The sequence below is a fragment of the Burkholderia sp. 3C genome, from assembly GCF_054589155.1.
On record NZ_BAAILN010000025.1, the window covers coordinates 1 to 4,427 of the forward strand.

General features: G+C 65.7%; 3 protein-coding genes. 1 reads left to right on the forward strand and 2 read right to left on the reverse strand.

Annotated elements, in window-relative coordinates:
• Both ACYP33_RS03560 and ACYP33_RS03565 read right to left on the reverse strand, forming a co-directional pair.
• On the reverse strand, positions 1 to 463 hold a 463-nt coding region (locus ACYP33_RS03560), incomplete at its 3' end, for an Ig-like domain-containing protein (protein WP_459619746.1).
• 425 nt (positions 464 to 888) lie between these two features.
• Positions 889 to 4,086, reverse strand: coding sequence for an Ig-like domain-containing protein (locus ACYP33_RS03565; protein WP_459619748.1), 3,198 nt, complete (start codon positions 4,084 to 4,086; stop codon positions 889 to 891).
• A gap of 63 nt (positions 4,087 to 4,149) precedes the next feature.
• On the opposite strand from ACYP33_RS03565, the gene ACYP33_RS03570 reads away from it, so the two are divergent.
• A partial coding sequence (locus ACYP33_RS03570) for a hypothetical protein (RefSeq protein WP_459619750.1) occupies positions 4,150 to 4,427 on the forward strand: 278 nt, incomplete at its 3' end.

A 4,427-nucleotide genomic window follows, 5' to 3' on the forward strand; every position in this document is an offset into this window, starting at 1 on the left:
CCCGGTCGCCCGCGCCGAGCGCACCCTCGATGTGACCGCTGATCAGCCGCCCCGCCGTGCCGTCGTTGGTCAGCCAATCGTTGTGAGATGCCCCACTGTCGCGCCCCGCTTTGTCCACCACCGCGTGGGCGGTCCCGGGGATGCCGGGCGATCCGTGATCGATGATCGGCGTCGTCGTGGCAGCCGCCTCGACCTCGATGGTGTACGCCTTCGACGGCATGCTCAGGCCGGCCGAATTGCCTGCCTGCACCGACAGGCGGCACAAGCCGTCCGACAGCGGCTGCGGCAACTGGTATGTCCACGTTCCGTCGGAGCCGACTTGGGCGGTGCCGACCTCGCGCCCTTCGGCACGGATGTGGATGATCGAGCCGATGTCGCCGTGCCCGCTCAACACCGGGCGCGGGTCGCTGGTCAGCCCGGACTGGCCGATCGCACCGGTACGCGCCCCGACGTTGCCGGTCACGGTGTCGATGGTCGGGCGCGACGGCCGCTTGACTGCAGATTGATTTGCCATGATCTAAAACCTCCCTGAAACAGATTTCAATGAAGCTCCGGGGCACATGCCGAATCGCGCAGCAACACGTTGACGGCGCAAATCGAGGCGGAACGGCTTGACGAGCCCGGGGTGGCGGTTGGGAGATAACCCTCACGCATAGCGGCCATGCGTACCGACGGTGCGTGCGCCGAACCCCGAGATGAGTTCGGCACACGTAAGGGGTTTGCAATGTACAGCGTGCGACACCTGTGCCTGGGCCAAACACGGCCGCTGCTTGACCTGAATCCAACATCGCGTTCCACGAGTGGCTTGACTCGGCGACCTAATGACACGGCCCGGTCTGCGCCTTCACGAAGACCGGGCCCTGCTGCTTCATGCAGCGCGTCGAGCGCTCAGGCCATGAGCGTGGTTTGCATCGCGGCATGCACCATCAGGTCCACATCCTGCGCGGCGTTGTGAGCGCCGGGGTAGCCGGCAACGTCGAGCATAGGCCGCCCTTCGTTGCCCGCTGCCGCGAGGTCCGGCATGCCGCGCACCTGTGCGCCGCCCCCCGCCCGAAACAGCTCCTGATGGCCAGGGTTCAGCAGGTCCGCCAACGACAGCCTCGGCGGGTGGTCGCCGGCACCGTGATCGACATGGGAACCCCCGTCGCTTTCGTCGTGATCCATCCCGTCCAACAACTCGGCGATCGATCGCGTCGATGGCGCCGGGCGGCTGATCGTGCCGCCATAATCGAACGTGAACTCGGGTGACGTCAGCACCAGGCCATTGGCATCCGTCACGCTCGCCGTCAGCGTATGCGTACCCTGCTGCATGCCGGTAGGCAGCGCCAGCGACCACGAGCCGTCGGTACCCGCCGTGACCGTTCCGATCGAGGTGCTGCCGTCGTAGACCGTCACCTGCGCCAGCGCGCCCGCGTGTCCCGACACGCTCGGAAATGCGTTCAGCACGACCGAGTCGATCACCGGCGCGACCGCCGATCCGCCGCTCACCGCGACCGCATTGTTCACGAACAGTTCGGCCTTCAGCGCGTCGTTCCGGTAGACGACATACTGCTCGCCGTTGATCACGAAGTTGCCCGCGCCGGTCCAACTGCCGGCCGCCAGACCGGAAATGCCGGCCAGCTCCACCCGGTCGCCGGCGTTGCCCGTCACCCGCACCTGGGAGTAGCCATCCTGGCGGAAAACATCCGGGTGGCCGAGATTCAACACATCGGCCATCGAGATCCGCAACGTGTTGTCGCCCGAGCCGGTGATGTCGATCACCTCGATGCCGCTGATCTTGTCGGTCGCGCCGCTGTTCAGCGCCGTGACGTCGAGCACCTGATTCCCTCCCGTCAGTTGCAGTGTGTCGGTGCCCACACCGCCATGCGCACCCGCGTTGGCGCCCGAGAAATAGCCGACATCGGACACGTTGAATACCGTCTCCTGGCTTCCGCCGTAGTACGCCATATCACCGGTGAGCATTTGCCGCGTCGGCGAGTCCCCGAACACGGGGCGATCACCCGAACCGAAGGAGCCGGTGAAAACGATGTTGTCCACCCAGTTCATGCCCGCGTCGACCGATCGCCATTCATTGTTGATTTCGACGCGCGTAAATTCCCTGCCGACATCGATATTGACGTACTGATGCACGCCGCCTGCTGCCGAGTACCCGCGGGACGTGTAAATCAGGCTGCCGTTCTTGTCGTAGAAATACAGCTTGACGACCTCCTGCGTCGTCATGTCGCCCAGGTCGAACGACATGCGCGTGGCAGACATCCCATCTTTCAGGTCCAGCCGCACCCTGCCGGTTATCGCCAGCACACGCGAGGTCGGCGCCTCGGCAATAACGGAGGGTGCCCACGCAGTCACATCTCTACCCGTCAACAAACCCTGCCGCCAAACGCCGCCAAGCGCGTCGAGACAGGTCACGTCGAAATAGCGCGTGGACGCCGTAGCCCCATACCTGAACAAATATGAGTCGCTCGACAACGACTCGAAGTTCTCGGAAATGGTGCCTTCCGATTGGAAGTGCTCGACACCACGATACGACGAGATATTGCCGGCCGTATCGACCATGGCCGCCAGCACCTGCTTCGCGCCCATCACCGGCGCATAAAAGCTCGCCACACCCGAGGCAGCCTCCTGCTGGCTCAGAACGTGTTCGTACAGGCGGCCGTCGATCATCAGCGACAGCTTCCAGTCCGCTGCGACCTGCTCCGGAGAGAATCTCACCGCCACCGAGCCGATGGTGTGATTGACCAACATGTCGGTTGGCATCAGCACCGACGTCTTCAGCGTGACCGCCGTGCTGTCCAGCTCGCCCTGCTCGCCCGCGGTATTCACCACGCGCGTCTGGATCGCCCAATTGCCGGTGTGCGCGTTCGGATCGATCGCCACCCACTTGCCGTTCGACTTCATCAACGCGTCCTGCCAGGTGCGCCCGCCGTCGGTCGAGGTTTGCACCCGGTCGCTCGCGCCGAGCACACCCACGATGTGCCCCTCGATCAGCCGGCCCGCCGTGCCGTCGTTGGTCAGCCAATCGCTGTGCGACAACCCGGTGTCGCGCCCCGCGTCGTCCACCACCGCGTGTGCGGTCGGCTGGGTCGGCCCGACGACGTAGTCGAAGTTTGGCGACGACGGACTCAAATTGCCCGCTGGGTCCCTGGCCGTGGCCGTCAACGTGTGATTGCCGACCGACATGCCAGGCGGCAGCGGGAACGTCCATTGGCTGTCGGGGCCGGTCGTCGCGGTGCCGAGGAAGGTGTTGCCGTCATACACGTCGACCGTCGAATACGGCTCCGCATGGCCCGACAGCGTCGCGGGAGTGCCCGCCGACGCGGAATCGATCATCGGCGGCGGCGGCGGCGTCACATCGACCTCGATGATGTACGCCTCCGACGGCGCGCTCTGCCCGTCCGCATTGCTCGCCCGCACCGACAGACGGGCCAGGCCGTCCGGCAGCGGCTGCGTTAATTGATACGTCCACGTTCCGTTCGAGCCGACCCTGACGGTACCTACTTCGTTGTTGTCGACGCGGACGTGAATGGTCGAGCCGACGTCGCCGCGCCCGCTCAACACCGGGCGCGGGTCGTTCGTCAGCCCGGCCTGGCCGATCGGGCCGGTATGCGGCTCGACGTTGTCGGTCACGGTGTCGATGGTCGGGCGCGACGGCAGATCGTCGGGCACCGGCGCGGTCTCATTGTCGAGAACGAACGTGAACTCGGCCGACTTCTGCGCCACGCCGCGGCCATCCGTCACGCTCGCCGTCAGCGTATGCGACCCCGGCTGCATACCGCCGGGCAGCGCCAGCCACCACGAGCCGTCCGGGTCCGCCGTGACCGTCCCGATCGCGGTATCGCCGTGGTAGACCGTCACCTGTGCATGGGCGCCCGTGTGTCCCGACACGCCCGGCGATACGCCCTGCTCGACCCAATCGATCACCGGCACGATCGACGATCCGCCGCTCACCGCGACACCATTGCGCACGAACAGCTCGGCCTTCAGCGCATCGTTCCGATAGACCACATACCGCTCGCCGCCGATCATGAAAGTGCCTGCACTGGCCCAACTGCCGGCCGCCAGATCGGGAATGCCGGCCAGCTCCACCCGGTCGCCCGCATTGCCCGTGACTCGCATCTGCGAGTAGCCGTCCTGGCGGAACGCATTCGGGTGGCCGAGATTCAGCACATCAGCCGTCGACATGCGCAACGTGTTGTTGCCCGAGCCGGTGATGTCGATCACCTCGATACCGCTGAGCTTGTCGGTCGCGCCACTGTTCAGCGCCGTAACGTCGAGCACCTGATTCGCGCCCGTCAACTTCAGCGTGTCGATGCCCGCACCGCCATGCGCCCCCGCGCGAACGCTCGAAAAATAGCCGACATCGGCCACGGTGAACACCGTGTCCGCGCTGCCGCCGTAGCGCGCGATCGTGCCGGTGAGCGCTTGCT